This window comes from Burkholderia sp. BCC0405 (assembly GCF_902833075.1).
In the GTDB taxonomy this organism is placed as follows: domain Bacteria; phylum Pseudomonadota; class Gammaproteobacteria; order Burkholderiales; family Burkholderiaceae; genus Burkholderia.
Map to the genome: position 1 here is coordinate 367,166 of NZ_CADFEO010000005.1, position 26,720 is coordinate 393,885.

General features: G+C 64.8%; 28 protein-coding genes and 1 pseudogene. 18 read left to right on the forward strand and 11 right to left on the reverse strand.

Annotated features, from left to right (window positions below):
• The first annotated feature begins 69 nt into the window (after positions 1–69).
• The 7 genes from HWX36_RS11075 to HWX36_RS11105 all read left to right on the forward strand — a co-directional run bounded on the left by HWX36_RS11075 (position 70) and on the right by HWX36_RS11105 (position 6,522).
• Positions 70–1,428, forward strand: coding sequence for a Rieske 2Fe-2S domain-containing protein (locus tag HWX36_RS11075; RefSeq protein ID WP_175952125.1), 1,359 nt, complete (start codon positions 70–72; stop codon positions 1,426–1,428).
• A complete protein-coding gene (gene benB, locus HWX36_RS11080; protein WP_175952126.1) occupies positions 1,425–1,913 on the forward strand; it encodes a benzoate 1,2-dioxygenase small subunit in 489 nt (162 codons plus the stop codon). The genes HWX36_RS11075 and benB overlap by 4 nt, the downstream gene beginning before the upstream one ends.
• A 40-nt stretch (positions 1,914–1,953) precedes the next feature.
• Positions 1,954–2,976, forward strand: coding sequence for a benzoate 1,2-dioxygenase electron transfer component BenC (benC, locus tag HWX36_RS11085; RefSeq protein ID WP_175952127.1), 1,023 nt, complete (start codon positions 1,954–1,956; stop codon positions 2,974–2,976).
• A gap of 2 nt (positions 2,977–2,978) precedes the next feature.
• Positions 2,979–3,749: a benzoate diol dehydrogenase BenD gene (gene benD, locus HWX36_RS11090; protein WP_175952128.1), complete on the forward strand. Its 771-nt coding sequence runs from the start codon at positions 2,979–2,981 to the stop codon at positions 3,747–3,749.
• Between the two features lie 91 nt (positions 3,750–3,840).
• Positions 3,841–4,239: a RidA family protein gene (locus tag HWX36_RS11095; protein ID WP_175952129.1), complete on the forward strand. Its 399-nt coding sequence runs from the start codon at positions 3,841–3,843 to the stop codon at positions 4,237–4,239.
• 230 nt (positions 4,240–4,469) lie between these two features.
• Positions 4,470–5,282, forward strand: coding sequence for a creatininase family protein (locus HWX36_RS11100; RefSeq protein WP_175952130.1), 813 nt, complete (start codon positions 4,470–4,472; stop codon positions 5,280–5,282).
• A 61-nt stretch (positions 5,283–5,343) separates the two neighbouring features.
• Positions 5,344–6,522 (forward strand): YncE family protein, encoded by a 1,179-nt coding sequence (locus HWX36_RS11105; protein ID WP_175952131.1) that lies wholly within the window; start codon positions 5,344–5,346, stop codon positions 6,520–6,522.
• 62 nt (positions 6,523–6,584) lie between these two features.
• Here HWX36_RS11105 and HWX36_RS11110 read toward each other — a convergent pair whose 3' ends face one another.
• Complete coding sequence (locus HWX36_RS11110; protein ID WP_175952192.1) at positions 6,585–7,295, reverse strand: response regulator; 711 nt, start codon at positions 7,293–7,295, stop codon at positions 6,585–6,587.
• 625 nt (positions 7,296–7,920) lie between these two features.
• Here HWX36_RS11110 and HWX36_RS11115 point away from each other — a divergent pair.
• On the forward strand, positions 7,921–8,259 hold the full coding sequence (locus HWX36_RS11115; RefSeq protein WP_175952132.1) for a hypothetical protein: 339 nt from the start codon (positions 7,921–7,923) through the stop codon (positions 8,257–8,259).
• 95 nt (positions 8,260–8,354) lie between these two features.
• On the forward strand, positions 8,355–8,576 hold the full coding sequence (locus HWX36_RS11120) for a hypothetical protein (RefSeq protein WP_175952133.1): 222 nt from the start codon (positions 8,355–8,357) through the stop codon (positions 8,574–8,576).
• 67 nt (positions 8,577–8,643) lie between these two features.
• Here HWX36_RS11120 and HWX36_RS11125 read toward each other — a convergent pair whose 3' ends face one another.
• From HWX36_RS11125 to HWX36_RS37095, 3 genes are all read right to left on the reverse strand, one after another.
• Positions 8,644–9,183 carry a GNAT family N-acetyltransferase gene (locus HWX36_RS11125; RefSeq protein WP_175952134.1) on the reverse strand — a complete coding sequence of 180 codons (540 nt, stop codon included), beginning with the start codon at positions 9,181–9,183 and terminating at the stop codon, positions 8,644–8,646.
• Between the two features lie 354 nt (positions 9,184–9,537).
• Complete coding sequence (locus tag HWX36_RS11130; RefSeq protein WP_175952135.1) at positions 9,538–9,759, reverse strand: hypothetical protein; 222 nt, start codon at positions 9,757–9,759, stop codon at positions 9,538–9,540.
• Positions 9,760–9,822: 63 nt separating this feature from the next.
• The gene (locus tag HWX36_RS37095; protein ID WP_244136376.1) at positions 9,823–10,320 is read right to left on the reverse strand and encodes an HPr family phosphocarrier protein; all 498 of its coding nucleotides are present in this window, start codon (positions 10,318–10,320) and stop codon (positions 9,823–9,825) included.
• Between the two features lie 122 nt (positions 10,321–10,442).
• Here HWX36_RS37095 and HWX36_RS11140 point away from each other — a divergent pair, with 122 nt between their 5' ends.
• Together HWX36_RS11140 and HWX36_RS11145 are read left to right on the forward strand one after the other, a co-directional pair.
• Positions 10,443–10,787: a zinc ribbon domain-containing protein YjdM gene (locus HWX36_RS11140; RefSeq protein ID WP_175952136.1), complete on the forward strand. Its 345-nt coding sequence runs from the start codon at positions 10,443–10,445 to the stop codon at positions 10,785–10,787.
• A gap of 43 nt (positions 10,788–10,830) precedes the next feature.
• Positions 10,831–11,667, forward strand: a complete 837-nt coding sequence (locus tag HWX36_RS11145; protein ID WP_175952137.1) for a spermidine synthase — start codon at positions 10,831–10,833, stop codon at positions 11,665–11,667.
• Positions 11,668–11,699: 32 nt separating this feature from the next.
• Here the strand turns inward: HWX36_RS11145 and HWX36_RS11150 are convergent, their stop codons facing one another.
• Both HWX36_RS11150 and HWX36_RS11155 read right to left on the reverse strand, forming a co-directional pair.
• Positions 11,700–11,885: a ribbon-helix-helix protein, CopG family gene (locus HWX36_RS11150; protein ID WP_021158209.1), complete on the reverse strand. Its 186-nt coding sequence runs from the start codon at positions 11,883–11,885 to the stop codon at positions 11,700–11,702.
• 87 nt (positions 11,886–11,972) lie between these two features.
• Positions 11,973–12,731, reverse strand: coding sequence for a YoaK family protein (locus tag HWX36_RS11155; protein WP_175952138.1), 759 nt, complete (start codon positions 12,729–12,731; stop codon positions 11,973–11,975).
• A 264-nt stretch (positions 12,732–12,995) separates the two neighbouring features.
• Between HWX36_RS11155 and HWX36_RS11160 the strand changes: the two genes are divergently transcribed.
• On the forward strand, positions 12,996–13,346 hold the full coding sequence (locus HWX36_RS11160; RefSeq protein WP_041492597.1) for a hypothetical protein: 351 nt from the start codon (positions 12,996–12,998) through the stop codon (positions 13,344–13,346).
• The gene (locus HWX36_RS11165; protein WP_006489184.1) at positions 13,343–13,555 is read left to right on the forward strand and encodes a twin transmembrane helix small protein; all 213 of its coding nucleotides are present in this window, start codon (positions 13,343–13,345) and stop codon (positions 13,553–13,555) included. Before HWX36_RS11160 ends, HWX36_RS11165 begins: the two co-directional genes overlap by 4 nt.
• A 193-nt stretch (positions 13,556–13,748) precedes the next feature.
• On the opposite strand, the gene HWX36_RS11170 is transcribed toward HWX36_RS11165, so the two are convergent.
• Positions 13,749–14,669 carry an AraC family transcriptional regulator gene (locus tag HWX36_RS11170; RefSeq protein ID WP_175952139.1) on the reverse strand — a complete coding sequence of 307 codons (921 nt, stop codon included), beginning with the start codon at positions 14,667–14,669 and terminating at the stop codon, positions 13,749–13,751.
• Between the two features lie 139 nt (positions 14,670–14,808).
• On the opposite strand from HWX36_RS11170, the gene HWX36_RS11175 reads away from it, so the two are divergent.
• The 3 genes and pseudogenes from HWX36_RS11175 to HWX36_RS11185 all read left to right on the forward strand — a co-directional run bounded on the left by HWX36_RS11175 (position 14,809) and on the right by HWX36_RS11185 (position 17,387).
• On the forward strand, positions 14,809–15,774 hold the full coding sequence (locus HWX36_RS11175; RefSeq protein WP_175952140.1) for an SDR family NAD(P)-dependent oxidoreductase: 966 nt from the start codon (positions 14,809–14,811) through the stop codon (positions 15,772–15,774).
• Between the two features lie 218 nt (positions 15,775–15,992).
• Positions 15,993–16,336, forward strand: a pseudogene (locus HWX36_RS11180) (DUF3088 domain-containing protein).
• 46 nt (positions 16,337–16,382) lie between these two features.
• Positions 16,383–17,387 carry an ABC transporter substrate-binding protein gene (locus HWX36_RS11185; protein WP_175952141.1) on the forward strand — a complete coding sequence of 335 codons (1,005 nt, stop codon included), beginning with the start codon at positions 16,383–16,385 and terminating at the stop codon, positions 17,385–17,387.
• Between the two features lie 133 nt (positions 17,388–17,520).
• Here the strand turns inward: HWX36_RS11185 and HWX36_RS11190 are convergent, their stop codons facing one another.
• Positions 17,521–17,994, reverse strand: a complete 474-nt coding sequence (locus HWX36_RS11190) for a hypothetical protein (protein ID WP_244136377.1) — start codon at positions 17,992–17,994, stop codon at positions 17,521–17,523.
• 256 nt (positions 17,995–18,250) lie between these two features.
• On the opposite strand from HWX36_RS11190, the gene HWX36_RS11195 reads away from it, so the two are divergent.
• Both HWX36_RS11195 and HWX36_RS11200 read left to right on the forward strand, forming a co-directional pair.
• Positions 18,251–20,152 (forward strand): tetratricopeptide repeat-containing glycosyltransferase family protein, encoded by a 1,902-nt coding sequence (locus HWX36_RS11195; RefSeq protein WP_175952142.1) that lies wholly within the window; start codon positions 18,251–18,253, stop codon positions 20,150–20,152.
• Positions 20,153–20,558: 406 nt separating this feature from the next.
• On the forward strand, positions 20,559–21,680 hold the full coding sequence (locus tag HWX36_RS11200; protein WP_175952143.1) for a DUF2827 domain-containing protein: 1,122 nt from the start codon (positions 20,559–20,561) through the stop codon (positions 21,678–21,680).
• A 367-nt stretch (positions 21,681–22,047) separates the two neighbouring features.
• On the opposite strand, the gene HWX36_RS11205 is transcribed toward HWX36_RS11200, so the two are convergent.
• The 3 genes from HWX36_RS11205 to HWX36_RS11215 all read right to left on the reverse strand — a co-directional run bounded on the left by HWX36_RS11205 (position 22,048) and on the right by HWX36_RS11215 (position 26,720).
• Positions 22,048–23,466, reverse strand: a complete 1,419-nt coding sequence (locus HWX36_RS11205) for a glycosyltransferase family 9 protein (protein WP_175952144.1) — start codon at positions 23,464–23,466, stop codon at positions 22,048–22,050.
• Positions 23,467–24,276: 810 nt separating this feature from the next.
• The gene (gene efeB / locus HWX36_RS11210) at positions 24,277–25,575 is read right to left on the reverse strand and encodes an iron uptake transporter deferrochelatase/peroxidase subunit (protein ID WP_175952145.1); all 1,299 of its coding nucleotides are present in this window, start codon (positions 25,573–25,575) and stop codon (positions 24,277–24,279) included.
• 11 nt (positions 25,576–25,586) lie between these two features.
• The gene (locus tag HWX36_RS11215; RefSeq protein ID WP_175952146.1) at positions 25,587–26,720 is read right to left on the reverse strand and encodes a hypothetical protein; all 1,134 of its coding nucleotides are present in this window, start codon (positions 26,718–26,720) and stop codon (positions 25,587–25,589) included.

The window sequence follows — 26,720 nt, forward strand, 5'->3', positions numbered from 1 at the left end:
CCCGAGATTCAACCGATTACCGATGCGAGCGTGCTTGCAGGACGCGGCACGCGCATGGGAGGAGCCAACATGTCCGCCACGATCGACCAGCCCACCGACCTGGATCACCTGCTCGCCACCGCCGTGCAGGACGACAAGGAAGCCGGCGTATTCCGCTGCCGCCGCGACATCTTCACGAACGCCGAGCTGTACGAACTCGAGATGAAGCGCATCTTCGAGGGCAACTGGGTGTACCTGGCGCACGAAAGCCAGATCCCGGACAACAACGATTACTACACGACGTGGATCGGCCGCCAGCCGATCGTGATCACGCGCGACAAGACCGGCGAGCTGCACGCGGTGATCAATGCCTGCGCGCACAAGGGCGCGATGCTGTGCCGCCGCAAGCACGGCAACAAGGGCAGCTTCACGTGCCCGTTCCACGGCTGGACCTTCTCGAACACCGGCAAGCTGCTGAAGGTGAAGGACGAGAAGACGACCGAATATCCGGTGCAGTTCAACACGCACGGCTCGCACGACCTGAAGAAGGTCGCGCGCTTCGCGAACTATCGCGGCTTCCTGTTCGGCAGCCTCAGCGCCGACGTGCTGCCGCTCGAGGACTACCTCGGCGAAGCGCGCGTGATCATCGACCAGATCGTCGACCAGGCGCCGAACGGGCTCGAAGTGCTACGCGGCAACTCGTCCTACATCTACGAAGGCAACTGGAAGATGCAGATGGAGAACGGCTGCGACGGCTACCACGTCAGCACCGTGCACTGGAACTACGCGGCGACGATGGGCCGCCGCAAGGAGGACGGCACCAAGGCCGTCGATGCGAACAGCTGGAGCAAGTCGGTCGCGGGCGTGTACGGCTTCGACAACGGCCACATCCTGCTGTGGACGCAGACGATGAACCCGGAAGTGCGGCCGGTGTATCGGCACCGTGAAGAGATCAAGGCGCGCGTCGGCGACGTGCAGGCCGACTTCATCGTCAACCAGACCCGCAACCTGTGCGTGTACCCGAACGTGTTCCTGATGGACCAGTTCAGCACGCAGATCCGCGTGGTGCGGCCGCTCGGCGTCGACAAGACCGAAGTCACGATCTTCTGCTTCGCGCCGAAGGGCGAGAGCGAGGCCGACCGCACGACGCGCATTCGCCAGTACGAGGATTTCTTCAACGTCACGGGCATGGGCACCGCCGACGACCTCGAGGAGTTCCGCGCGTGCCAGGCCGGCTATGCGGGCATCACGGCGATGTGGAACGACCTGTCGCGCGGCGCGCCGCTGTGGGTCCACGGGCCGGACGAGAACGCGAGGAAGATGGGGCTGAACCCGCGCATTTCCGGCGAGCGCAGCGAGGACGAAGGGCTGTTCGTGTGCCAGCACGAACACTGGGTGAACGTGATGCGCGATGCGCTGAAGAAGGAACGCGGGGAGGTGGCGGCATGAGCTTCGATTACCGGACCATTTGCGCGGCGCTGTATCGCGAAGCGCGCCTGCTCGACGATCGCCAGTGGGACGAGTGGCTGACCTGCTACACGGAAGACGTCACGTACTGGATGCCCGCGTGGGACGACGACGATCGGCTGACCGAGGATCACCAGAGCCAGATCTCGCTGATGTACTACCCGGACCGCAGCGGCCTCGAGGATCGCGTGTTCCGGATCAAGACCGAGCGCAGCGGCGCATCGACGCCCGAGCCGCGTACCAGCCACAACGTGACGAACGTCGAGGTGCTGGCCGAACGCGACGACGAGGTGGACGTGCGCTACAACTTTCACACGCTGAACCACCGCTACCGCGTGACCGATCACTTCTTCGGCACGATGTTCGTCACGTTGCGCCGTGCGGGCGACGAACTGCTGATCTCGTACAAGAAGATCGTGCTGAAGAACGACTACATCCGGCAGGTGCTCGACGTCTATCACGTCTGACACCCGTTGCTTTGTCATGAAAGGAAGGGGAGGTGACACCATGTCCAGCTACAAGATTGCACTGAACTTCGAGGACGGGGTAACCCGCTTCATCGACTGCAAGGCCGGCGAGAAGGTGCTCGACGCGGCCTTCCGCGCGAAGATCAACCTGCCGATGGATTGCTCCGACGGTGTATGCGGCACCTGCAAGTGCCGCGCCGAAAGCGGCCGCTACGATCTCGGCGACGATTACTTCGACGATGCGCTCACCGAAGACGAAAGGAACAGCGGCCTCGTGCTGACCTGCCAGATGGTGCCGCAGGGCGATTGCGTGATCGCGGTGCCGACGTCGTCGGTCGCATGCAAGACGGGGCAGAGCGGCTTTGCCGCCACGGTGACGAAGGTCGAGCAGCACAACGACGCGGCCGTCGTGCTCGAACTCGACGTCGGCGCGGCCGCACCGGTCTTCCTGCCGGGCCAGTACGTGAACATCGTCGTGCCCGCGAGCGGGCAGCACCGGTCCTACTCGTTCTCGTCGGCGCCGGCCGACGCGAAGGTCAGCTTCCTGATCAAGAAGATCCCCGGCGGCGTGATGAGCACGTGGCTCGAATCGGCGCAGCCCGGCGACAAGCTGGAACTGCACGGGCCGCTCGGCAGTTTCTACCTGCGCGACGTGCAGCGGCCGCTGCTGTTCCTCGCGGGCGGCACGGGCCTCGCGCCATTCCTGTCGATGCTCGAGGTGCTGGCGCGCACCGGGTCGCGGCAGAAGGTGCACCTGATCTACGGCGTGACGCGCGATCTCGACCTGGTGCTGGTCGATGCGATCGAAGCCTACGCGGCGAAGCTGCCGAACTTCAGCTTCGCGACGGTCGTCGCGGATGCGGCGTCGAGCCATGCGCGCAAGGGCTGGGTCACGCAGCACATCCCGGCCGATGCGCTGAACGACGGCGACGTCGACGTGTATCTGTGCGGTCCGCCGCCGATGGTCGACGCGGTGCGCAAGTACTTCGACGACGAAGGCGTGAAGCCGCGCAGCTTCCACTACGAGAAGTTCACCCCCAACGTCACGGCAAAGGCGGCGTGATCATGCAACGATTCTCTGGCAAGGTCATCGTCGTCACGGGCGCCGCGCAGGGCATCGGCCGCGGCGTCGCGCTGCGCGCGGCGGCCGAAGGCGGCAGGGTGCTGTTCGTCGATCGCGCGGATTTCGTCGCCGAGGTCGCGGCCGAAGCGATCGGTGGCGAGACGGCCGGCTTCGTCGCCGATCTCGAAACGTATGACGGGGCGCATGCGGCGATCGCGCACGCCGTGCAGACGTTCGGCGGCATCGACATCCTGATCAACGGCGTCGGCGGTGCGATTCGCATGCGCCCGTTCGCCGAATTCGAGCCCGCGCAGATCGATGCGGAAATCCGCCGTTCGCTGATGCCGACGCTCTATACGTGTCACGCGGTGCTGCCGCATCTGCTCGCGCGCGGTGGCGGCACGATCGTCAACATCTCGTCGAACGCGACGCGCGGCATCCGCCGCGTGCCGTACTCGGCGGCGAAGGGCGGCGTCAATGCGCTGACGGCGGCGCTCGCGATGGAATACGCGGCGCACAACATCCGGGTCGTGGCCACCGCGCCGGGCGGCACCAGCGCGCCGCCGCGCCGCGTGCCGCGCAACGCGGCCGGCGACAGCGAGCAGGAACAGGCATGGATGGGCGAGGCCGTGCGCCAGGTCACGGAATCGACGTTTTTCAAGCGCTACGGCAGCCTCGACGAGCAGATCGCACCGATCCTGTTCCTCGCATCCGACGAGGCGAGCTACATCACCGGCACGGTGCTGCCGGTCGCGGGCGGCGATACGGGTTGAGCGACGTGTCGTGACGGCGCTTGCACGTGTTCAACCTGTGTTCATCGACAACCCACCGGCCGGCGCGAAGACGCCGGCCACGGAGACCTCCATGCGTGATTGCAAAGCCGTCGTTCCGGCGGGAATGGAAGCCGTGTACGAGACAATCGGCTATGCACCGGGCCTGAAAGTCGGCGATACGCTGTACATATCCGGCCAGATCGGCCGCGATGCGGCGATGCAACTCGTCGAAGGCCGTGAAGCCCAGATCGTGCAGGCATTCGAAAATTTGAAGCACGTGCTGGAAGCCGCCGGCGCATCGTTCGACGACGTGGTCGACCTGACGACCTTCCATACCGACATGCGCGACCTGCCGTTGTTCATGCAGGTGCGCGACCGCTACCTCCATGCGCACCCGAAGCCGGCGTGGACGGCGGTCGGTGCGCACATGCTGGGCGGCGCGCCTGGCTATATCGTCGAGATCAAGGCGGTGGCCGTGTTGCCGGCGTGATGTGTGTCGACGGAAGGTTGGCGCGAGGCGCCGCAGCCCGTGCATCGAATCGGCTCGTCGTGTGCCGGCACGGCGCGAGAGGCTTCGCGACGCAAGACGGAATCCTGACGAATTGCTTTCGCGTGAGCTTCGGCGCGAATCGTTGCGCGGTGTCAGCGACAAGCCGGGCGAGTTCGTTTATGGTGCGAGGGAACGCCGCGTCGTTTCTTTCCTTCCGTCGGGAATCCGCGATGAAATGCCTGCCACGCACCATCTTCGCCGCCCTCGCTTTCACCGTTGCGCAAGCCGCGCTCGCTCAGGCGCCGGGAACGGTGCAACTCGAAGACATGACCTGGACCGAGCTGCGCGACAGCGTCCGGGCCGGCAGGACCACCATCCTGATTCCGATCGGCGGGACCGAGCAAAGCGGCCCGTACGTCGCGCTCGGCAAGCACAACGCGCGGGTCAGGGTACTGTCCGAGCGGATCGCGGAAGGCCTCGGCAACGCGATCGTCGCGCCCGTCATCGCGTATGTGCCCGAGGGCGGCTATACGCCGCCGACGTCGCACATGCGCTTCCCCGGCACGATCACCGTGCCTGACGACGTCTTCGAAAAGACCCTCGAATCCGCAGCCAACAGTTTCCGCGTCCATGGCTTCACGAACGTCGTGTTTCTCGGCGACCACGGCGGCTACCAGAATGACATCCGGCAGACCGTAGCCCGGCTCAACAAGTCGTGGGCCGGCACGGGCGCGCGTGCGTTCGTGCCGGCCGAGTACTACGGCACCAGTTCCGACGGTTATGACCAGATCCTGCGCGAGCACGGCGTGCCGGCCACGGATATCGGCACGCATGCGGGGCTGGCCGACACGTCGTTGCTGCTGGCGGTCGCACCGCGCATGGTCAGGGTCGACAAGCTGCGCAACGCCGCGAAGCCCGGCGCCGTCGACGGCGTCTACGGCGGCGATCCGCGTCATGCGAGCGTCGAACTCGGCCGGCTCGGCACCGACGCCATCGTGTCGCGCACCGTCGATGCGATCAGAAAGGAAATCGCCGGCCGCTGACGCAGCCGCGCCGTCGCGCTACCTTTGTCGTCGTTCCATTCAATCGGACAGGGACATCGCCATGCAGCCGTGCTTTCGTCGTCACATCCGCTTCTCCCGTTCCGCGATCGTCATCATGGCAGCGCTGGCCGGCTTCGGTGCCCACGGTGCGATGGCGGCGTCGGCCATCGCGGTCGTACCCGGCATGCCGCCCGTCATCCACCCCGACAACCTGTACAGCGAGGCGCAGGCCGGCCGCATGAGCGCGGCGGTAGCGGGCGCGTTGCCGCGCATCTATGTGCCGAACCTGAGATCGAACGACGTCTACGTGATCGACCCGGCCACGTACAAGGTCGTCGACCGGTTCGCGGTCGGCCGCAGTCCGCAGCACGTCGTGCCGGCATGGGACCTGCAGACGCTGTGGGTCGCGAACAATGCGGAAGGGCGAACCGACGGCAGCCTGACGCCGATCGATCCGAAGACGGGCAAGCCGGGCCAGGAAGTGAGTGTCGACGACCCGTACAACATGTATTTCATGCCCGACGGCAAGGCGGCGATCGTGGTGGCCGAGGCGCATGCGCGGCTCGACTTCCGCGACCCGAAGACGATGGCGCTGAAGTCGAGCCTCGATGTGCCGCAATGCAAGGGCATCAACCACGCCGACTTTTCGATCGACGGCCGGTATGCGCTCTTCACGTGCGAGTTCGGCGGCAAGCTCGCGAAGATCGACCTGGTGAATCGCAAGGTGATCGGCTACCTTGAACTCGACCGGAAGGGGATGCCGCAGGACATCCGCGTGTCGCCGGACGGCAAGGTGTTCTATGTCGCCGACATGATGGCGGACGGCGTCTACGTCGTCGATGGCGACCGCTTCACGAAGATCGGTTTCATCCCGACCGGCGTCGGAACGCACGGGCTGTATCCGAGCCGCGACGGCACGAAGCTCTATATCGCGAATCGCGGCTCCAATCTCGTCCACGGGCCGCGGCACGGCAAGGGCAGCGTATCGGTGCTCGATTTCGCGACCCGCAAGGTGGTCGCAACCTGGCCGATTCCCGGTGGCGGCAGCCCCGACATGGGCAACGTCAGCGCGGACGGCAAGACGCTGTGGCTGTCGGGCCGCTTCGATGATGTCGTCTATGCGATCGACACCGCGAGCGGCGCGGTCCGGTCGATTCCCGTCGGCATGGAGCCGCACGGCCTGACGGTGTGGCCGCAGCCGGGGCGTTATTCGCTGGGCCACACGGGGAACATGCGGTAGGGCGGCGGCCGGTCGGTGCGTACCGGCCCGGCGAGCAGGCGAAGGGCACGTGACTGCCCCCGTCACTCCCACGCGTGCTTGCTGAACTGATAGCCCTTGCAGCGGATCGTCTTGATTCGCTTCGGCTCCGTCAGGTCGTCGCGCAGCTTGCGGCGCAGCTTCGAGATGCGGCCGTCGATCGAGCGGTCGAAGCCGTCGAACTCGATGCCGCGTAGCAGTTGCGTCAGGTCTTCCCGGCTGACCACTTCGCCGGCGCGGCAGACGAGGGCCCACAGCAGGTCGAATTCGGTCGAAGTCAGGCGAGGCGCGCTCCCGTCCGGAAGGCGAACCTTGCGATCCGCCCGGTCGATCGAAAACTTGCCGAACTCGAATCGATGAGGCGACGCCGGCGCGGCGCCGTCCGGGCGCATGCGTATCCGTCTCAGGTGGGCCTTGATCCGCGCGAGCAGAATGCGCGGCTCGACCGGCTTGTGGAGAAAGTCGTCCGCGCCGAATTCCAGGCCGAGCAACTCGTCGAACTGGTCGTCGCGGGCCGTCATCATGATGACGATGCCGTCATACCGCATGCGTGCCTCGCGGCAAATCTCGAAGCCGTCCTTGCCCGGCAGGTTGATGTCGAGAAGCACCACGTCGGGGTGCCGCGAGACGATGGCGGATACGGCGTCGGTGCCGTCGAACAGTGTGTCCACCTCGTACTGATGCATGCGCAGATAGTCTGCGATCAGCGCGGACAGGTGGACGTCGTCTTCGACGAGCAGGATTCGGATGGGCATCGCTAAACGAAGGGGTGAAACGGGAAAGTGGCGAGCGCTCAGGCCCATTCCGAACAGGGGGGAGCCGAAGAGAGGCGCATGATACTGCGTAACATTCCGGCGGAATGTGGCGAAATCTGAATCGTTCGGCCACGCCTTTGCGCGCCAATCATCGCCGCTGTGAACAGGCGAACGTGTGGAATCGTGTCGTCGCCGAACGGGACGATGTCCGGACGAAAGGGGACGGCGTAACGTCCGGTGCGCCGCCGGCATGGACGCCGGACGAGGTGTCATTCGCAAGAAAACGTTTGCGAAACATGGCCGCGCGTACGAAGGACCCACGCCCGGATCGAATCCCGGTAAAGATTGCTCGACATATCATTACAAAATATTACGAACCGGGTGCAATGCGGCTCCTTACAATCGTGGCAATTCGGTGGCGGGCATGACCCACACCCGCTTCCGGTTGGTCGCCAAAGAGCATGCAAGTGCGAAGGCGATGATCGATAGCGTGTCGTGGCTCCGTTGATTGCGTGCCTTCGGCGAGCCGCAGCCGGTGCTCGACCCAGGCGGATCGGCGTCGGCGTCTGTCTGGCCTTCGGCGGGCAAACGTACGGCCACCACGATGTTCTGATAGGAATGCGAAATGACGCCGCTTCAAATCATCCGGAGTCTCGATTCACTGACGAACGCGATCGAAGTCGCGGTCGCCCGCGCCGACTGGAACGAGGCCGTCCGGGCCGCCGAAACACGTTCGATGTTCCTGATGACGCTTGCGCCCGATCAACCCGACGAGGTTCACGCGGCGATCGGGAGAATGCGGGAGATCGATATCCGTATCTCCATTGCTGCACGGGAAACGCTGGAATCCCTCGTCACCGAGGGCCGGAAGGCGCTGCAAGAAGTCCGGCTGGCGACGCAGGCATTGACGGCGCAGCCGCTGTCGCCCGGGGCGGATGCCATGGCCTCCCGACTCCCTTCGTGACGCCCGTGAGTTTCACGGCCCCTCGCGACGCACATGCTCAATCCGCGGAAAGCTCTTTGGACAGGCCCGTCAGGTCTCAACGTTTCGGTGGCGGTATGCGATTTCGAAAACGCATCAGTTATGTCGATGCAACTCGGTGGTTCGTCGATGGCGACCACGATCGGGTGGAAACCCGTGACGGCGGCCGGGCGGTCGCCACGCCGGAAGGCTGGCGTGCGGTGAAGCCGGGTGACTGGATATTGCTCGACGAGCGCGGCAACTGTTGGCCGATGGACAACGGGCTCTTTACGAGTCTTTATGAACCGGCGGTGGGGTGAGCGCCGAGCGCACGCCGACGCCGCAAGCTCCCGCGACGAGCCTGCGATAGCCGGTACGCCATCCGGCTTACCGGCACGCGCGCGAAAACAGCAATGAGTCGGCGTCGTTGAACCGGATCCGGATCGGCTCGCCGTAACCGGCTTTTTCCGCCACGCGGATCGACGCGACGTTGGTCGGCGCGATCACGCACACGCTGCGCTCGAACCGCTGTTGCCCGTCGAGCCATCCAAGCGCGGCCGCGAGCGCCTCGGTTGCGTAACCCTTGCCGTGCGCCCACGTCGCCAGTGCCCAGCCGGCTTCCGGCACGCCGCGAATCGACGGCTCGATGAGCCGGTGGAAATCGGCGAAGCCGAGATCGCCGACATAGCGGCCCGATGCCTTCTCGCGAATTGCCCAGTAGCCATAGCCGAGCAGCGGCCACAGCCCGCGATACGCGAGCATGCGCATCCACGAGTCACGCGGCGCCGACGGCGCGCCGTTGAAGATGTGTTCGACGACCTCGGGCTCGGTCCACATCGCGGCGAGCGCATCGAAGTCGCCGAGCGGATGGCCTTCGAGGATGAGGCGCGGCGTGTCGAGAACGGGCGGGGAGGAGACGGGCGGCATCGTGGTTTCCGGATACGAGGGGCGCATGGGACGGCCTGGCCGTCAGCACGTCGATGCCGCGCTGGTTGGGTCCCGTTCACGCGCCCGCTGGCAGATCGGGCGGCGATGTTGCTTGGCGAGCGGCGGCGTACGATCGACGGCTGGCGACGGCGGCACTCTGCGAGCGGGCATGTCCATTTCGGCAAGACAGGGAGCCGGAATGATAGCAAACCCCTTGCGCGCGTTGGCGACGCGGCGGCTGGCCGGAGGTGGCGTCGCCGCATCGACGATAGAAGCGCGCAACGATCCTCAAAAGGCGCAAAATCGCCAAATTGATGCTCGAAAGGATCAATGTGATGCGCCGCCGCCGACGATCTACTTCCGGCTTTTCAGGAAGGTTCGCCCTTCGGCCGTGATCGACGCGCCCGAGCGGCCGTGTGCGGAATGGCTGACGAAGCCGGCGCTGACGAGTTCCCTGGCGATCGACCAGCCGAGCGCCGGCGCGTCGCGCCCGTAGCGGACATCGGCGAGGCGCTCGAGCGCCCAGATGGCGGAGGCCGACAGGTTCGGGGTGTTGGGCGTGAAGTTGTCGCTCATCGCTTCCTCGTGAAAAGGGGATTCGGGGTGGGCGGGATGCCGTGACATCGGGTGGTGCGCGGGTCAGCGCGCTTGCAGCGCAGGCAGCAGCGCCTGGAGTGCCGCTTCCTCGTCGGGGCCGGTGGCCAGCACTTGCGCGGACGTGCCGCCGTGCACCCGCAGCGCCGCGATGGCGGCGCTGTCTTTCGCGTTGCCGCTGATCCCGTTCGCGATCAGCAGGATGTCGCTTTCGAAGCCGCGCGCTGTCGCGACGGCTGCTTCGCGTGCACACCCGCCGCGGTTGCGGTTCCACGCGGGGCCGATTTCAACGTACACAACGGTTGCCACGATGTCGGAAAGCCTCTGGACGGAACGTCGGAATCGGTGTGCGGCGCCGGGCCGGCGGTGCGCCAGGCACGCGTGAAACGGGCTTTCCCGGACGACCCGGGGAAGCCGGCAGCGCAACCGGGATGTGGCATCCTGCGTAGATGTGCAGGCATTCTCGGTGAAACGGGCCGCAAATCCGGCGAACGGCGCGAGAACGTTGATTATAATACAGCAATCAAGACATGTGTATTGCATTATAATATCGTGTGCGCTAAAGGCGGCCCGCCGACCCGTCGGCCGGCACCTGCAGGCCCACCGGGCGACGCTGCCAGCGCGCCCGATATTTTTTTGACGACTCCCCCTGAATGGAAGCTGCAATGAACGCCGCCCCCGCCTGCCCGCAATGCGCGATGGAAAACACTTACCCGGACGGCACGCTGACCGTATGCGCGGACTGCGGCCATGAATGGTCGGCCGACGCCGGCGCCGACACGGGCGACGAGCCGGCGGGCGACGTCGTCAAGGACGCCAACGGCAACGTGCTGTCGGATGGCGATTCGGTCGTACTGATCAAGGACTTGCGCGTGAAGGGTTCGTCGATCACGCTGAAGATGGGCACCAAGGTCAAGAGCATCCGGCTCGTCGGCGGCGATCACGAGGTCGACTGCAAGACCGACATGGGCGGCTTCATGCTGAAGGCCTGTTACCTGAAGAAAGTCTGAGCGCGCACGCTCCAATCGACCGTTTGCAATCGACTGCCCGTTCATGGCCGAAGATCGAATTTCCTACGACGCGTTCATCAAGTTCCTGGCGACGCCGCTGAACGACGGCCGGCCGTTCGTGCTGGAGACGGAGCACGCGCTTTCGCTGCACTTCGACCATTTCGGCACGCAGAGCTTCATGTCGCGCCGGGATCCGGGCCGGCTCGAGCTTGGCTATACGCGCGTGATGATGGGCTTTCTGCTGCTGCAGCCCGAGCCCGCGCACATCTGCATGCTAGGGCTCGGCGGCGGTTCGCTCGCGAAGTACTGCTACCGGCACTTGCCCGGCACGGCGATCGACGCGGTCGAGATCGATCCGAACGTGATCGCGCTGCGAGATGTATTCAGGATTCCTGCTGATGACGGCCGGTTCACGGTGGTGTGCGCCGACGGCGCGGATCATCTGGAAAGGGCGGATGTCAAAACGGACGTGATCCTGCACGATGCGTTCGTCGCCGACGGCCTGCGGGGCCGGTGTACGGGCGCGGCATTCCTCGCTGCATGCCGCGAGCGCCTGAGCGAAACCGGCGTGCTGGCGATCAACTTCATGGACGACGATCCGGCGCTGCCGGAGCATCTCGAGCACCTGCGGGCCGTGTTCGGTGCGTCGTATACGCTGGTGCCGTGCGGCGACGACAACAACTTCATCGCGTTCGCGTGGAAGGGCGGCAACCGGCTGCCGTCGCTGCGTATCCTGCTTGAACGCGCACTCGCGTGTGCGCGGGCCGGCGAGCTCAAGCTGGCGGCCACGGCGAGGCGCATGAAGGCTGGAGAGCGTGTCGACCCGCAACGGCTGGTGATGCGTGCGCAGCCGCACGGGCGCTGGGAAATCGGCGAGTAGGCGCGCTGCCCGCGCGGCCTGTACGGCCGCGCTTACTTCACGCGCTTGCCGAGCGCGCTCTTGGTCTTGTACGTCACGCCGTGGCGGTCGAGATACTCGCGGATCAGTTGCCGCACGACTTGCGAAGGCGTGAGATCCTGCTCCGCACAGAGCATCTCGAAGGCTTCCTTCTTCGCGGGGTCGATCAGGACGGTCAGGCGGGCGGTTTTTGTTTCCATTGCAGGGCGAGGGTGGTCGGTATGTTAATCAAATTATAATCGATCCGCCTTCGGCGCCACCGCCGAAAGCGCGCTCCCGATGCGCGATCAGCGGCTGCTGCGGAGCAACGCGAGCAGGTCGTCGATCACCGGGACGATCGCGAGCGTGACGAGCACCGCGGCAAGCGGCACGGTCGATACGTAGCCGACATGCTTGAAGCCGATCGCGCCGGCCAGGCCGCCGATGAAGAACGACGTGAGCATCGTCGCGTGAATCCGCAGTTTCGAACGGTTGGCGATGACCGCATGCGCGTCGACGTCGACCGCCGAGCGGTTCCAGTAGAACAGCTTACCGAGCTCGATGCCGAGGTCGGTCACGATGCCGGTCATGTGCGTCGTGCGGATCTCCGCGCCCGACAGCTTCGTGATGGTCGCGTTCTGCAGCCCCATGATGAAGCACAGCAGCGTCACGGTCACGGGCACGAAGAAGGTCTCCCACAGCGCGAGGTGGCTGCCGAGCAGGCCGAACAGGAGCAGCAGCGCGGCCTCGAGCAGCAGCGGCAGCATGAACTGGCTGTGCAGGCCGCGGCGGCGGCCCCAGTTGACGAGGATCGCCGAGCAACTGGCGCCGATCAGGAACGACCCGAGCGAGCTGATGCCGGCCAGCGCGAGCCGCACGTCGCCGAGCGCCGTCTGGTCGGCGATCGCCGACACGATGCCGCTCATGTGCGACGTGTATTGCTTGACCGCGAGGAAGCCGCCGGCATTGGCCGCGCCGGCGACGAACGCCAGCGAAAACCCGAGCTGACGGTTCGCGGTCGCGCTGCGGTGTTTTCCGGTCAGGTTTCGAAAGTACTGCGCTGGCATAGGGGTTCGGGGCTGGGGCTTCGCTCAATCGCCGCGGATCGCGGGCACGGACTGTAAGACGGGCGCCGGACGGCAGGGCGGGCAAGCCGCCTGCGCACGGGTACCGTATCTCTCGAATCATGTGACGAACATGATAATGACATTATCATACTCTGTTAGTCTCATGGGGCTGGCAGTACAATGTCGTCCGGTGCGGCCTGACTGCGGCTCCGCTGCCGCATGGCCGCGCCGCCCGCCTTCGCGATCACTTCTGCCTACCGCTTCATGACCCCGATCAAGTTCATTCTTCGCTACACGGCGATCCCGTTCACGGCCATCGTGGCCGTGGTGATCTGGACTGTCATACCATCGTCGAAAGAGATCGATGCGAGACAATATGCGGCGCTGTCGCGCGCGTACGCGAGTTTTCCGCTGCCGTTCCGGCGCGAGATCTCCGAAACGATGGACCACGGCCGGATCAACGACCGCCGCTACCAGGCGCTCGTGCGCGATTCGCTGGGCAATGGCGTCGCGCTGGACTGGCCGGCGTCGGGCGTCGGCGAACTCGCCGACGAGCGGCAAAAACTGGCCGAACTGATTCAGGCCGATTCCGATCTTCAAGGGCATCACCAATGAAAACTCTGCTGGTTTCCGTGGCATTCGCGATGATCATCGCGAGCCTGATCTTCGCGCTGTATTTCATGAATCACGATCGCGGCAAGTCCAAGCGGATGGCATGGTCGCTCGCGGCACGCGTCGGGTTGTCGGTCACGCTGTTCCTGTCGCTGCTGATCGCGTACAAGCTGGGCTGGATCGAGCCGACCGGGTTGCCGATCGGTCGCTGAACGATGGACGCCCCGTGGCATGCGGGGCGTTCGCAAGAATGCGAGTTTGATTATTAAATCGTGCTATTGTGATAATTATACTTATCCTGATGGCCGTGATCGAAATGAATCCTGTCGAGGAATGGCAGCATCGCGTGCGTAACTGAAACGGGTTTGGCGCGCCAACAGAAGCGGTAGCGTCCCGAGGATGACGCTAATCGCCCGATTCGCTCGCGAAGTCATGGCGATACGCGCGGGGCGAGCAACCCACGATGCGCTTGAACGCGTGTCCGAAAGCGCTATCCGAGTCGTAGCCAAGCATCTGCGCGATCGCCGATATCGACGCGTTCGAGCGTCGTAGTTCCCGCATCGCGAGCTGCACGCGCCAGCGCAGTACGTACTCGAGCGGCCCGAACCCCAGCCGCCGCTTGAAATGCAGCGCGAACGTCGAACGCGATACGTGGCAGCAGGTCGCGAGTTCATCGACCGTCCAGCGTCGCGCGGGCTCCGCATGAATGGCGACGAGTGCCGTGCTCACCCGGGAATCCGCGAACCCGGCAAGCCACCCGACATCGCTGTTCGCGCCGTCGTCCACATAGCGCCGCAGGATCTCGACCAGCATCATGTGACCGAGATGTCGAACCATCAGCGACGCCCCCGGCGATGGCTTGCCGAATTCATGCGCGAGCCGCTGCAGCGCCCAGCGCAACACCGCCGCCTGCTCGGAGTCGCCGCTCACGATGACTACCGGCGGCAGGCTGCCCAGCAGCAGCGGCATGCCTTCCTCGTACGAGAAGCGGCCACCGATCAGAAAGCAGTTCACCGGTTCGCCATACTGCGCGATACCGCGCTCGACGTTCAGGTACACGCTGGCGGCAGGCACCGGCGTAACCGAGGGATCGCTCGCCAGCGAAAATGCCCGCGGCGATGCGAGCAGGAAACAGTCTCCCGCGTGCAGCCGGATCGGCGATCCGGCGCCGTCGACGGTCAGCCAGCAACTTCCTTCGACAATCGCGTTGAACTTGATTCCGTCGGGGGGCGGAATCGCCACCGCCCACTCGCCGCCTGCTCTCAGGCCGGTGAAATACGAGTCGCGGGTTTCCAGCAGCGACAGCACTTCCGATAGGGGATCCACGCTCAAGCTCCGGACGATCTCGACGAAAAACCGGATTCTATTGCATTCACAGTCCGGGAGCGTCGCCGGAGAATGACCTCGTGCAGTGACGCGGCCGACAGGCGGGCGCGTGCTTCACGCATCGTTCCAGGAGCCTTCAATGACGAGCAGGCAACACCCCCTTCATTCCGGATTCGGCGCCGCATCGACGGCAGGCGACGTACTGGCCGATCTCGACCTTCACGGCAAGACCGCGATCGTGACGGGCGGCCATTCGGGTCTCGGCCTGGAAACGACGCGCGCGCTGGCGGAAGCCGGTGCGATGGTCGTTGTCGGCGCGCGAAGCGCCGATGCCGCGCGCGACGCAACGCGCGGCATCGACGGTGTGGAGATTGCGGCGCTCGACCTCGCCGATCTCGCGAGCGTGGCGGCATTCGCGGCGCGGTTCGTCGCGGCGCGCCGCGACGTGGACATCGTCATCAACAGCGCGGGCATCATGGCGTGCCCGGAGACGCGCGTCGGCGACGGCCGGGAAGCGCAGATGGCGGTCAATCATCTTGGCCATTATGCGCTCGTCAATGGGCTGTGGCCCGTTCTCGCGCAGGGCGACGGCGCCCGCGTGGTCGCGGTGTCGTCGCTTGGGCACCGGCTGTCGCCGATTCGTTGGGATGATATCCAGTTCGCACAGGGCTACGACAAATGGCTGGCGTACGGGCAGTCGAAGACCGCCAACGCGCTGTTCGCGGTGCAGCTCGACAGGCTCGGCGCCCCGTTCGGTGTCCGCGCCTATTCGCTGCATCCGGGCAAGATCGCGACACCGCTGCAGCGTCATCTGACACGCGAAGAGATGATGGCGCAAGGGTGGGTGGACGAACACGGCCGGCCGATCGATCCGACCTTCAAGACGCCTGCCCAGGGCGCGGCAACCCAGGTATGGGCGGCGACGTCGCCGCGCCTGGCCGGGATCGGCGGTGTCTATTGCGAGGATTGCGACATCGCGGTTGTCACGTCCGGAAGCGAGGAATCGGGCGTGCGGCCGCATGCGATCGATCCAGAGGACGCGGCGCGTCTGTGGGCGTGGTCCGCAGCGCTGGCAGGAATCGACGCCTTTGCGGCGCGCCGTTGACACCCGAGTGCGCATGGCGGATGCACCGGCAGCGACAGGGTCATGCGGCCAGTGCGCTACATGCGCCCGCATATCGATTCCGCAAAACGTTGGTAGGGCCGCGCGACGCATGACGGTAGAGTCGGACATCCGGCCTCGGGCCGGCATGCTTCGGGAACGGAAGGGCGCGCAAGTGTGCGTTTGTCCCGGCTGAACAACGAACACGGGAGCCGTTTGTCATGAGTCGCGATGTGCTGTTTCTGCTGGAACCGGGCTTTGCCGATCCGAAGCATCCGGGCCAGCGTTTCGTCTGCCCGCATGGACTGTCGATCGAGGGGCTGCTGGCAGCGCGCCCGATCGTGCGGGTCGAATCGACGTGAAACGCGTCGGCTTCGAGCGGCCGCGACACGCGGTGATCGACGCGCTCGACGATGCGCACCAGGGGCTGCCGGTGCTCGTGCTCGGTCGCGACCAGCCAGCGCCGGACGACGCACTGGCGCTCGGCGACGTGCGCTTCGTCACCGACGCACGCCGCATCCTCGAACTGCTGGCCGAGCGCCACGGATTTCCGGTGCTGCATTGACGCGGCGGTTTTCACTGCCCGGTTGATCGACCGACAGGAGCATCCGATGTCGTCAATCTCGGCGGCGCGTCGCCGTTTGCTGCTCGCCGGCGTCGGCGCCGTGGCCGCGGCGGCGCCATGGGCCAAGAACGCAGCGTTCGCCGCCCCCGCTGTCAGCACCGATTTCACCGGCACCACGTTGCGCGTCGCGACCTACAAGGGCGGCTGGTGGGCGCTGTTGCAGGCGGCCGGGCTGGCCGACACGCCGTACCGGATCGACTGGCGCGAGCTGAACAACGGCGTGCTGCACATCGAGGCGCTCAACGCGGACGCGCTCGACATCGGCTCGGGCAGCGAAATCCCGGCCGTGTTCGCCGCGCGGCAGAAGGCCAACGTGCGGCTCATCACCCGCGTGCGCGAAGACCTGAACAACCAGGTCACGCTCGCGCGCAAGGACACGCCGATCCGCCGCATCGCGGACCTGAAGGGCAAGCGCGTCGGGTACGTACGTGCGACGACGTCGCACTACTTCCTGTATCGCCAGCTCACGGAGGCGGGCCTGGGCTTCGACGACATCCAGCCGATCAACCTGTCGCCGACCGATGGCTTGTCTGCATACGATCGCGGTGACATCGACGCGTGGGCGATCTACGGCTACAACGGCCAGTTCGCGCGCAATCGCTACGGCGCGCGCGTGCTGAAGACGGGGAAGGGCTATCTGTCGGGCAACTTTCCGGTCTATGCGAACCCGCGCACGCTCGACGATGCGCGCCGTCGCGCGGCGACGGGTGATCTGCTGCTGCGATTCCGGCGCGCGTATGCGTGGGCGAACGGGCATTTACGCGACTATGCGCTCGCGCAGAACCGCGAGACGCGCGTGCCGGTTGCGGACCTCGTCGCGATGTTCGACCGGCGCAGCGAAGACTATGCGCTGCTGCCGGTGACGCCCGAGGTGGTGGCGCAGCATCAGCAGGTCGCGGATGTGTTCGCGCGGATCGGTGGGCTGGACGGGCCAGCCAATGTTGCGTCGCTCTGGGATACGTCGTTCAACGCGCTGGTCGCGGCGACGTGATCGGAAGCAACGAGAAGGCGCCCGAGTGATGGGGGATTCGGGCGAACACGCGCTTTCGAAAGCGCTGTTTTCCATGCGTGAACCAGGCATCACGCCAGCCGCGGATCTCGTCGGGCGATCCTGTGTGAGCGGATCAGGCGAACGTCGTCGCGACCATGATGCCGAACACGACGCCGATTGCAATCCCGCAGAGCCGGCCGTAAATCGAGGCGCGCACATTGTCGTCGAGCAGGAACGGCGAGCGTTTGTGCTTCCATACCGTGCTGAGTGCGACCGGGCGGGTCAGCAGGGCGATGCATGCGATCAGCACCGGCGTGGCGATGAGCATCGCGATGCGCTGTCCGTTCCAGTCGACGCCGTGCATCGCCAGCGAAACGATCGCGGCAAGCGGAACCTCGACGCACAAGCCCAGCAATGAACCGTTGACGAATGAATCTCCGGGGGACTGAAACATGATCGGTCCTGGCGTTCGAATGAAATCGGTGCCCGGCTCGAGCGCCCGAAGATGAAAAACCACGGCCGTTGCCCACGGTTGGTCGACCGCGTTCGACATTGGCCAGAATGACGGCCGGATGGTACGGCAAATCATTGGCCCGTTGGCGGTCATTCAAGCTATTTAACAAATGTCCCGGGTGGGACTGCATTTTTATGCTGCATCGGGATATCGAGCCGTGATAAAAATCGGGCACCTTGCCGATCTCGGCAGCGAGTCGAAGCTGCGCGACCGGCATGGTTGCATGCCTTGCCGTTCCGGCACGAAATATGACCCTAGTCGGTTTCCGGGCCTGCCGGGCGGGTTCCGGAGCGGGGCACGGGTTTGATGAACCGATGGCAATGGCGACGCGTCACCCATCGAATCGAACATGAGCGAACACAACGTGACGGGCTGTGACGCACAACGCGTCGGCGCGGCAAACGCGGAATTTTCAGCAGGTGTCGCCGCGCATCACGCCGGGCGGGCGTCGGATGCCGCGCGGCATTATCGGGCGGCGATTTCGCTCTGCCCCGATTACACCGAGGCGCTGAACAATCTCGGTATTCTGCTCGAAGCGGAAGGCAATGCAGACGAGGCGGAACATTGCTACCGACGGGCCCTCGAGATTCGTCCCGACAATGTGGACGCCTGTTTCAATCTCGGCCTGCTGCTTCACGACGGACAACGCCTCGATGAGGCGGAGGCGTGCTACCGCAGCGTATTGGCGTCGAATCCCGGGCATGGTCCGGCGCTGCGCAGGCTCGGCCTGCTGCTGCGGTTCACGGGCCGCGACGCCGAAGCCGAACGCACCTTGCGCGATGCCGTGATCGCTCGCCCGGGCGATCCAGTGGTTCATGCCGATCTGGCCATGCTGCTTCAGGCGCTCGGGCGATCCGACGAAGCGGAGCAGCAGTATCGGGAATCGCTTGCGCAAGAACCGAACGACGCAGCAACGCTCAATAGTTTCGGTGCGTTGCTTCACCAGCTCGAACGGTTGCCGGAGGCCGAGACTTGTTTCCGGCGCGCGGTTTCGCTGCAACACGGCTCCCGCGAAGCGCGAGGCAATCTCGGCAACGTGCTGTTCGCGCAGCGGCGATACGCTGAAGCCGAATCGTGTTACCGCGAAGCGCTCGTATACGATCCGTCGTTCGCGGAGGTGTGGAACAACCTGGGCCGTCTGCTGCATGAGGCCGGCAGGCTGGATGAGGCCGCCGCCACGTTGAGACACGCACTGACGCTCGATCATGACCGCGTGCCGACGACGTTCAACCTGAGCCTGGTGTTGCTCGCGATGGGGCAGTACGAAGAAGGATGGCGCCACTACGAAGCGCGTTTTCAGCCTTCCTCGCACTGGGGCGACGCTTCGTCGAATCGCGTTCTGGCAAGCTTGCCCGCGCCGCTCTGGCGGGGCGAACCGCTCGACGGGAAATCGCTTGTCGTCTGGCCCGAGCAGGGGCTCGGCGATGTCGTGCAGTTCGCGCGCTATCTGCCGCTGCTCAAGCAGCGCGGATTGTCGACGCTGACGGTGGTGTGTCCGGCCGCATTGACGCGCCTGATCGCAACGGCTGACGGCGTGGATCGTTGTGTCGCGCTTGACGAGGCGGCGGCGCTTCCCGCACACGATTACGCGGTCACGATCATGAGTCTGCCGTTGCACTGCGGAACGACGCTCGACACGATACCCGCGACGGTGCCCTATCTGCATGTGCCGGCATCGCTCGTCGAGCGCTGGCGGAGCAGCGTGCCGGCAGCCGGCTTGAAGGTCGGGTTGGTCTGGGCCGGCGATCCGCGCCCCGACCAGGCGCAGGCACACGCGACGGACCGCCGTCGCTCGCTTCCGGCAAGCGCGTATCTGCCCCTGCTGCGGATTCCGGGCGTGAGTTTCGTGAGCTTGCAGAAGGGCGAAACGACCCGTCGGCAGATCGACACGATTCCGTCGCCGCTTCGCCCTGTCGACCCGATGGAGCATGTGCGCGACTTCGCGGACACGGCGGCGATCATCGCCCATCTGGATCTCGTGATTACCGTCGATACGTCGGTCGCACATGTGGCCGGTGCATTGGGCAAGCCGGTCTGGATCCTGTCGCGCTTCGACGGCTGCTGGCGCTGGCTGGCGGATCGGGACGATTCGCCGTGGTATCCGCGGGCGCGGCTGTTCCGCCAATCGGAGCCGGGGCGGTGGAGCGATGTCGTCGAGCGTGTCGCGGGTGCCCTCGAGCACCTTTGTGCCGAACGAGATGCGTTGCACGTATCCGCGGTACCTCGGGAAGACCTGGACCGGCGGCTCTAGGCGGACCTGCGGTTGTTGCGGCAGCGCCGTTCGGCGGAGGCCGCCGCATTCCATGACGAAGCGCTCTCGACCGCGGCGGACCCGTCTGTTCGAGCGTACCTGCTGGACTATCGGGCGCAGCCGCTCAGCGGTCCTGGCCGGCCAGAGCACGCCAATCGTGAAGACGGCGCGTCATGCCGTCCACACGATCGAAGGCTATTGCAATCGACAGCGCATGTGCACGTCGATCGACTGCGCACGCCCTCGAATACGAAACCCTACGCGCCACTGCAAGACATGCTGCAGGTGAAAACGAGGGGGCAACCGTCCCGAGTCGCCTGCCGTATTTTGACAGTTCTTGACAGCTCGAAACAAGTGGAGAGCTATGATCTAGCTCTTTATTGAATGTGCATACTGGAGACCCCCCATGAGTTCGGCACGCTCACTCAGTATCGGCATTACAATCGGCCTTCATCACGCGGCAGAGAGTCTTTGGGTCAACGGCATCAAGCAGAACGCCTTGTATCTAATGAAGCTCTTTCAACACTCGCCTCTTGGCCATCAGGTAACCCTCGTCAACACGACGAACGTCAAGATCACGTCGGAACTTCCATGGGATACGAGGCAGTTTCCAATACGCTCGTTCGACGATGCGAAAGACGCGCTCGATGTGCTGATCGAACTCGGTGGGCAGATTGATTCGACGCAAACCGCGTATCTGCAGGCGCGCGGTGCGAAAGTTGTGAGCTACTGTTGCGGCCCGGAATACGTGCACATGATGCAAGCCATGATTTTTGGCAGACGGCATGCGGAAACGGTATTCATCAATCAACGTTATGATCAAGTATGGATCATCCCGCAAGTTGTCGAGACCAGCGCAAGCTTCTTCAGCGTATTGCGACGCCAGCCCGTTCGCGAGGTGCCGTTCGTTTGGGATCCGATGTGCGTCGAAGAGCGATCGGCCGCTCTCCCGCATCGCGGCGAATATCGTCCAACCGGGCAACCCAAAAGGCTATCCATCATGGAGCCGAATATCGACGTTACCAAGTTTTGCCTCTATCCACTCTTGATCGCCGAATTGGGATATCGGAAATGTGGCGCACAGATATCCTATGTGCATGCAACGAACACGGAACATCTTGCAAATGGCAGTCCGGAATTTATTGGAATTGCGCACCACCTGGATCTTGTTAAGGATTCGAAAATAAGTTTTGTCGGATATTACAATACCCCTCAATTTCTTTCTGAATTTACCGATATTGTGATATCCCATCAATGGGGGCTTGCGCTGAATTATTTCTATTTCGATGTTTGCTGGAATGGTTATGCGCTAGTCCATAACGCAGGCCTCTGCCGCGAGCTTGGTTATTTTTATAATGGAAATGACGTGGAAGAGGGTGGCCTTCGACTCGTGCAGGCGATAGAGCTTCACGATGAAAATTGGCAGGATTATATGAATCGGCAACGTGAAGTGATCGGGAGATTTTTATCAACAAATTCGAAGCAAGTCGAGGCGTATGACAGGTTGCTCATCGGTCTTTTTGAATGAAATAAATGGGTTGTCACGGAGGAATGAGTTCGTCGTTGATTGACACGAATGGATTGCGACGCATGCACGCTGGCCGAAGCGTTGGCGCAGGCGGCGATCCTGAGCGTTGTTCAACCGACGATCGCGTTCCAGTTGTAGCAGGTCGCATGCCTTGCGGCACGGCACCGCCGGCCTCAGTTCAGTCTCGGCTGCCTTCAAGAAGCCGATGATCCGTTCTTCGGTGAATCAGCAGCTCCTGTTTGCGTGGGACGAGTGGTTTGGGCGCCGGACGCCTCCGGCTGCAGGACTCACTGACATCACGTCCGCACCATTGGACGATCCCAAGGAGATTGATCCGCGCAGGCGGCTGCACGCAAGCCCGCGACCTTCACGACAGCCTTCCGGTTCGCGCCCATCCATCGAGTATCCACCGTGCGTCGGCGACCGTTGCATCCCAGGCGCCGATGACGGGTTGCCGAACGACGCGGATTCCCGGGTACCACGGCGTCGAGGTCGGGGATCGTTCAAAGCGCCAGTCTCCGTGGAGCGGCGACAGCAGGACGGTCGGCAAGTCGAGGCTGGCGGCGAGATGCAGCGGACCGCTGTCGACGCTGATGACCAGATCCGCCGCAGCGGACAGCAGCGCTGCAAGCGCACGCAGGTCGGTCGTCGCGTCGAGGTTGGTGGTCGTGCGGGACAGGTCGTCGGCGAGCCATCGCTGCATTTCGAGACCGCGTTGGAATACGATCCAGTGGACATCCTGGTTTTCCAGCAGCGGACGTATCTGCTGCAGGCGCAAGCTCCGCCACGCGAAATCCCCGTGAGCGGATTCGTTCGACGACCAGAACAACGCGCAGCATGGGCGTCCGCGCGCGGCGCGGCGAATGCGCGCCACCTGTTCGGACATCTCGGGCGCGGGCGCTGCGTCATACATTGCCCGGCGCGCCGGCAGGTAGCCGGCCAGCGGGAACATCGCGCTGAACAGGGAGAACGGTGTTGCCCACATTGCATCGAACGGAGCGCTGCCGGCGAACGGTGCCAGCAGTTGGTCGGCACGGATGTCGCGATAGTCGTTCAACCAGGCCTGATTGACATCCGGACACGGCCAGGGCTCGTGACAGACGAGTTCGGTGCCGGCCTGAGCGAGCAGGGTGCGATAGCGGATGAACTGGAGCCAGTCGCCGAAACCGCCGCCACGGACGTAGCGCAGCACGCGCGGTAATGGCGTGTCGCCACACCAGTAGCCGGGATCCTTGATTCCATATATCTCCGCCACGGCCGATCGGCTCGTATAAGCCGACGCGTATTCGCCAATTCCCGCGGCGATGCCGTGAGCCCGCATCAGCGAGGTGCTGCGGATTTTTCTCAACTGGATCCCGGTCGCATGCGGAATCGCGCCAGCGTGGTGCGCGGCCTCGTACGACACGGATCGCGCGATGATGTCGTCGTCGCGGCCGAACAGATACAGGATTTCGAGCTGTACCTGCTCGCGTTCCCATTCATTGAGGCCGTGTACGAGTGTTTCGAATTGCGCGTCGAGAACGTCCAGCCTGCCGAGATGGGCGCACGCATGGAAAAAGATGGAACGATGGTTCGTATAGCCTGGCTCGCGCTGCGTCAGTTCGACGGACAGGTCGATTGCGCGTTCGAATTCCCCAAGGAAATAATGGTACTGAACGCATGCATGGAGGTATCGTGCGGTACCGCCGTCGGTTGCCTTCAGGTCGTCGAGCAAACGTCGAGCATCATCAATAGCACCGCGCTGTACGAGTTGCTGCACAACGGAAACCGGATTGTCTTGGGTCATTGGCTGGCTACGGTGAGAAGCTTCAAGGTGTCCGAGTCGTGGCGTCGCGCGGACGGTCCTGCTTGCATGCGATGAAAGTCGACAGCCGATCATTCCGGAGCGTTTTGCTCAACGGACGCGGTACGCCTTTCGGCATCGCAGCGCCGGCCGGTGTCGCGCCGGCGGTGCCGGGCTGCGCACGCGCCTTCCGGTCGAGCTCGCCGAGCGAGTATCTCGGTGAGCTAATCGAACATGGTGCGGGAATTCATCGCGATGCGAAGGCCTGTCAGCGGTGCGCGGCGGGCACGGAATCGATTTCCGGAATATACCCGTCTTTTCGGACGGCGCGGGACCGCCCCACGAAGAACGCATGATGGCTTCGATATGCGGGGCGCCTTCGATTGCCGCGCGTTTTTCCGGTTAGACGCATTTGGGTCTGGAGACTCGCCCCTGCGCCCCCAAATAATTGCTCCGACAAAACAATGGGGCAGTTTCTACGAGTTGCCGACGAGGCAGAGGACGTCTTCGGACGTGGCTGCATCGAAGGCAAGTGTTACCGCGATTGGCAGTGTCAGTTCACCCCGTCGATCGATTCGTCGATCTTTGCGCGTTGCCGAAGGCGATGCATCGCGCCGAATTCTCATATCGATGCGCCTCGGCCTCGATCGGGCGGTTGCCGCGCCAAGCAGATATTCATTCATTCGAAAGTAGTTGTAGAACGCCCCTTGCGAGGCGCCCGCGGCAGCGATGACGTCTTGAATGACGTTCGCTGCGCCCCCTTCTCGGCGAATAGCTGTTTCATCGCAAGCCGTGCGTTGCGTCGTCGCGTCCTCATGCCTCGAACAGCGCGGCGCCGATGTACGAACCCGGTTGCGCGCCCGGCGGGCACGCGAAGATCGCGCTGCCGACGTGCGTGGTGAACTGGTTCATGATGTCCATTTTCGAGAGCTTCTCGTTGATCGGAATGAAGCCCTTGCGCGGGTCGCGCTGGTGCGCGACGAACATCAGCCCCGCGTCGTACTCCGTCTGCTGGCGCCACGGCGGCCAGCGCTCGATGTAGAAGTTCGTGCTGTCGTTGTACGAGTACGCGCGGCGCAGGATCTGCGCGCCGTTGTTCAACTGCGGCGACGCGAGGCGCGCGTGCGAGTTGTCGGGGATCACCGGGTTGCCGTCCTTGTCGGTCGCATCGAGATCGAGCGCTTCGAACTCGTTCTTCTGGCCGAGCGGCGCACCGCTGTACTTGTGACGGCCGACCACCTGCTCCTGGAAGCCGAGCTCCGTGCTGTCCCAGTGCTCGAGCGTGATGCGGATCCGGCGCACGACCGTGTAGGTGCCGCCGTTCATCCATGCCGGGCCTTCGCTGCCGGCCCACACGAATTCGTTCATCGCGGCCGGATCGGACATCGGCGGGTTCATCGTGCCGTCCTTGAAGCCCATCAGGTTGCGCGGCGTCTCGCCGGGCTTGCCCGACGTGAAGCCGGCCTGGCCCCAGCGGATCTGCGTCGCCTTCGCGCCGAGGCGCACGAGCTGGCGCACCGCGTGGAACGCGACCTGCGCGTCGTCCGCGCACGCCTGGATGAACAGGTCGCCGCCGGTCTTCTCGGGCAGCAACTGGTCGCCGTTGAAACGCGGCAGGTCGACGAGCGCGGCGGGGCGATGCTTCGCGAGGCCGTAGCGGTCCTTGCCGGCGAGCGCGAACAGGCCGGGGCCGAAGCCGAACGTCAGCGTCAGGCGCGCCGGGCCGAGGCCGAGCGCGTCGCCCCCGTCGGCCGGCGCGATTTCATCGCCGCCCGTCGCGGCGAGCGGCAGCGCGGTGTCGCCGCGCGTCATCCGCGCGGCGGCGTCGGTCCAGGTCTTCAGCAGCGCGATGACGTCCGCGCGCTGGGCCGTCGTCAGGTCGAGCGCCGCGAAATACGCGTGGCGCTGCTGCGGCGTCGCGATGCCGCTCTGGTGCCGGCCGTAGAACGGCTCGACGCCGTCATGCGCGGAAGCGGGTGCGGTGGCGGGCGCATCCGCGGCCTTCGCGGCCGGGATCGACGCCGCCGCGAGGCCGGCGGCCACCGCGGCGCCGCCCGCCTTCAGGAAGCCGCGCCGCGCGGGGCGGGGCGGCTGGTTGGAATCGTCTGCCATGATTGGCTCCATTACTTCGCGAGCAACAGCGTGTTGACGTCGTCCGCGACGTAGTAGAAGCCGTCGCCTTCAGGCGTCATCGCGATGCCGAACAGGTTGCCGTTGCCGGGGGGCGTCTGCGCCTTGTCGGTATTGATCCAGCGCGCGTAGATCTGCTTGCCGGCGACCGGGTCGATCTCCACGACCTGGCCGTTCTGCGCGTTGGTCGCGAGCAGGTGGCCGTTCGGTGCGGTCGCGAGCGCGAGCGGGCGGCGCAGGAAGCCGTCGGCGGTCACCTGGCGGCCGACGCCCGCGCTGGTGTCGCGCGTGAGCGGGTCGTCGATCTCGACGATGCGGTTGCCGATCGCGTCCGACACGTACAGCTTCTTCTGGTCGCCGGACAGCGCGAGGCCGGTCGGGCCGACCAGGAACACGCCCTTGTCGGCCTGCGCGCCGAGGCCGCTCGCGACGACCGTTTCCTGCTTGATCACGGGCGGCTTGCCCGCCGGCACGTCGAGGTCGAGACGCAGCACGGTCGCCTGCTTGTAGACGGGCGGATTGCCGTCCGCGCCGCCGACGCCGAAGCCGGCCATGCTGACGAACAGCGTCGCGCTGTCGCCGCGGTCGACCACGGCCATGTTGCCCCACGGGTCGTTGATGTTCGGCGTCGACCACGTCGAGGCGATCTTGCCTTGCGGATCGAGCACGATCAGGCAGCCGGCGCCCTTGGTGTTGGTCGTGCCGTCGTTGCTCGGCGTGCTGCCGACGATCACCCAGCCGGATTTCAGCATCGTCATCGCCGTCGACAGGCCGACGCCGCCCGGGCACGCCTTCAGGTCGCGCGGGATCGACGCGAACAGGCTCATCTGCTTCGTCGACGGGCGGTAGTTGACGATCGTGCTGCCGGTGCCTTGCAGGTTCGCCGCGTTGTTGAAGTTGTCGACGAGCACGTCGCCCGCCTGGATCGTGCCGGCCGACACCGGCGCGACCGCGATCGCGTAGGGGTTCTGGTCGCCGTTGTCCGGCACCGTGTTGACGAGCGTGATGTGGCGATGCAGCGTTTCGAGGAAACCTTGCGGCTCGGCCAGCGCGCCGGCGGCGGCCGTCAGTGCGGCGGCGGCCAGTGCGCCCGTCGCGAGGCGGCGAAGCGGGGCGGATGGATTCAT

What these genes read in the sequence shown, in the direction of transcription:
- HWX36_RS11075 (WP_175952125.1), top strand. Translation starts at nt 70, where the DNA reads ATGTCCGCCACGATCGACCAGCCCACCGACCTGGATCACCTGCTCGCC.
- benB (WP_175952126.1), top strand. Translation starts at nt 1,425, where the DNA reads ATGAGCTTCGATTACCGGACCATTTGCGCGGCGCTGTATCGCGAAGCG.
- benC (WP_175952127.1), top strand. Translation starts at nt 1,954, where the DNA reads ATGTCCAGCTACAAGATTGCACTGAACTTCGAGGACGGGGTAACCCGC.
- benD (WP_175952128.1), top strand. Translation starts at nt 2,979, where the DNA reads ATGCAACGATTCTCTGGCAAGGTCATCGTCGTCACGGGCGCCGCGCAG.
- HWX36_RS11095 (WP_175952129.1), top strand. Translation starts at nt 3,841, where the DNA reads ATGCGTGATTGCAAAGCCGTCGTTCCGGCGGGAATGGAAGCCGTGTAC.
- HWX36_RS11100 (WP_175952130.1), top strand. Translation starts at nt 4,470, where the DNA reads ATGAAATGCCTGCCACGCACCATCTTCGCCGCCCTCGCTTTCACCGTT.
- HWX36_RS11105 (WP_175952131.1), top strand. Translation starts at nt 5,344, where the DNA reads ATGCAGCCGTGCTTTCGTCGTCACATCCGCTTCTCCCGTTCCGCGATC.
- HWX36_RS11110 (WP_175952192.1), bottom strand. Translation starts at nt 7,295, where the DNA reads ATGCCCATCCGAATCCTGCTCGTCGAAGACGACGTCCACCTGTCCGCG.
- HWX36_RS11115 (WP_175952132.1), top strand. Translation starts at nt 7,921, where the DNA reads ATGACGCCGCTTCAAATCATCCGGAGTCTCGATTCACTGACGAACGCG.
- HWX36_RS11120 (WP_175952133.1), top strand. Translation starts at nt 8,355, where the DNA reads ATGCGATTTCGAAAACGCATCAGTTATGTCGATGCAACTCGGTGGTTC.
- HWX36_RS11125 (WP_175952134.1), bottom strand. Translation starts at nt 9,183, where the DNA reads ATGCCGCCCGTCTCCTCCCCGCCCGTTCTCGACACGCCGCGCCTCATC.
- HWX36_RS11130 (WP_175952135.1), bottom strand. Translation starts at nt 9,759, where the DNA reads ATGAGCGACAACTTCACGCCCAACACCCCGAACCTGTCGGCCTCCGCC.
- HWX36_RS37095 (WP_244136376.1), bottom strand. Translation starts at nt 10,320, where the DNA reads ATGCAATACACATGTCTTGATTGCTGTATTATAATCAACGTTCTCGCG.
- HWX36_RS11140 (WP_175952136.1), top strand. Translation starts at nt 10,443, where the DNA reads ATGAACGCCGCCCCCGCCTGCCCGCAATGCGCGATGGAAAACACTTAC.
- HWX36_RS11145 (WP_175952137.1), top strand. Translation starts at nt 10,831, where the DNA reads ATGGCCGAAGATCGAATTTCCTACGACGCGTTCATCAAGTTCCTGGCG.
- HWX36_RS11150 (WP_021158209.1), bottom strand. Translation starts at nt 11,885, where the DNA reads ATGGAAACAAAAACCGCCCGCCTGACCGTCCTGATCGACCCCGCGAAG.
- HWX36_RS11155 (WP_175952138.1), bottom strand. Translation starts at nt 12,731, where the DNA reads ATGCCAGCGCAGTACTTTCGAAACCTGACCGGAAAACACCGCAGCGCG.
- HWX36_RS11160 (WP_041492597.1), top strand. Translation starts at nt 12,996, where the DNA reads ATGACCCCGATCAAGTTCATTCTTCGCTACACGGCGATCCCGTTCACG.
- HWX36_RS11165 (WP_006489184.1), top strand. Translation starts at nt 13,343, where the DNA reads ATGAAAACTCTGCTGGTTTCCGTGGCATTCGCGATGATCATCGCGAGC.
- HWX36_RS11175 (WP_175952140.1), top strand. Translation starts at nt 14,809, where the DNA reads ATGACGAGCAGGCAACACCCCCTTCATTCCGGATTCGGCGCCGCATCG.
- HWX36_RS11185 (WP_175952141.1), top strand. Translation starts at nt 16,383, where the DNA reads ATGTCGTCAATCTCGGCGGCGCGTCGCCGTTTGCTGCTCGCCGGCGTC.
- HWX36_RS11190 (WP_244136377.1), bottom strand. Translation starts at nt 17,994, where the DNA reads ATGACCGCCAACGGGCCAATGATTTGCCGTACCATCCGGCCGTCATTC.
- HWX36_RS11195 (WP_175952142.1), top strand. Translation starts at nt 18,251, where the DNA reads ATGAGCGAACACAACGTGACGGGCTGTGACGCACAACGCGTCGGCGCG.
- HWX36_RS11200 (WP_175952143.1), top strand. Translation starts at nt 20,559, where the DNA reads ATGAGTTCGGCACGCTCACTCAGTATCGGCATTACAATCGGCCTTCAT.
- HWX36_RS11205 (WP_175952144.1), bottom strand. Translation starts at nt 23,466, where the DNA reads ATGACCCAAGACAATCCGGTTTCCGTTGTGCAGCAACTCGTACAGCGC.
- efeB (WP_175952145.1), bottom strand. Translation starts at nt 25,575, where the DNA reads ATGGCAGACGATTCCAACCAGCCGCCCCGCCCCGCGCGGCGCGGCTTC.
- HWX36_RS11215 (WP_175952146.1), bottom strand. Translation starts at nt 26,720, where the DNA reads ATGAATCCATCCGCCCCGCTTCGCCGCCTCGCGACGGGCGCACTGGCC.